This window comes from Vibrio sp. 03_296, assembly GCF_002265885.1.
Genome location: NZ_NPKW01000293.1, coordinates 1 through 1,105, shown reverse-complemented (window position 1 = coordinate 1,105; position 1,105 = coordinate 1). Strand labels below are relative to the sequence as shown.

General features: G+C 47.1%; 3 protein-coding genes. All 3 read left to right on the top strand.

Annotated features, from left to right (window positions below; translation table 11 throughout):
- Positions 1-150 precede the first annotated feature (150 nt).
- Positions 151-285 carry a chorismate mutase gene (locus tag CIK04_RS33655; RefSeq protein WP_325205769.1) on the top strand — a complete coding sequence of 45 codons (135 nt, stop codon included), beginning with the start codon at positions 151-153 and terminating at the stop codon, positions 283-285.
- Between the two features lie 41 nt (positions 286-326).
- Entirely contained in the window at positions 327-479 is a 153-nt protein-coding gene (locus tag CIK04_RS33650) for a hypothetical protein (RefSeq protein ID WP_325205768.1), read from the top strand.
- Between the two features lie 103 nt (positions 480-582).
- On the top strand, positions 583-1,105 hold a 523-nt coding region (locus tag CIK04_RS24100; protein ID WP_128824676.1), incomplete at its 3' end, for an isochorismatase family protein.

Below are 1,105 nucleotides of genomic sequence, written 5' to 3'. Positions count from 1 at the left end.
TGGTTGTATAAATGTTGTTAATGATATACATTCTCATTTATGTTTTATGTGGTTTCGAAATGAACAACCACTGAAATAACCTGTTTGTCTGTGCCAACCGCTTCGAGGCGGCGCACATAAAGCAAGGAATTCAATCGAAAGGAAATAACCGTGGCATCATTGAAGAAACCAGAAGCGTGTGAAAGCCTCAATGATATTCGACTGGGAATCGACACTCTTGATAAAGAGATTGTCCACATCCTCTCTCAGAGAATGGGATACGTGAAAGCTGCCGCACAAATTTAAACCTGATGAGAAAGCATACCGCCCCTGAGCGAGTGGCGTCCATGCTGGAAGAACGCCGGCATTGGGCTAATGAACAGGGGTTATCAGAAGAGTATGTGGAAGCACTTTTTGACAACATTATCCAATGGTACATCAGTCAGCAGATCCAACATTGGCGCAGCCAAAAAGGCCTTGCACCGGTGAGTCAAGATTAGGACTTATCACTCGTAAAAAACGACGCTAAGCGTCATGCTTCGTCTGTGAGTGGCGCAATCGAATCGCCACCGTCATGACAAACAAAATGAAAGGATTATCAACATGGGAATCCCCAAAATTGCTGGCTATCCGTTGCCAACTCCCGCTGAATTTCCAGACAACAGAACGGGCTGGACAATTGATCCCGACCAGGCCGCACTTTTGATCCACGATATGCAAGAATATTTCGTCAACTATTATCAGCCAGATTCCTCGCCAGTTGTTGACATCATTCAACATATCCAACGCTTAAAAGCAGCAGCGAAAAAAGCGGGCATTCCCGTTATCTATACGGCGCAGCCTGCCAACCAGCATCCGACAGACCGAGCGCTGCTTACAGATTTCTGGGCCGGCCTGAATGGTGATCATGTGCCTATCGTTGAAGCACTCAGCCCGGAAGAGGGTGACATCGAATACGTCAAATGGCGTTACAGCGCATTTAAGAAAACCCCGTTGCTCGAGTTTATGCGCACACAGGGGAAAAGCCAGCTCATCATTTCTGGGATTTATGGCCATATCGGCATTCTTTCGACCACGCTAGACGCCTTCATGCTGGACATTCAGCCGTTTGTGATTGGTGATGCCA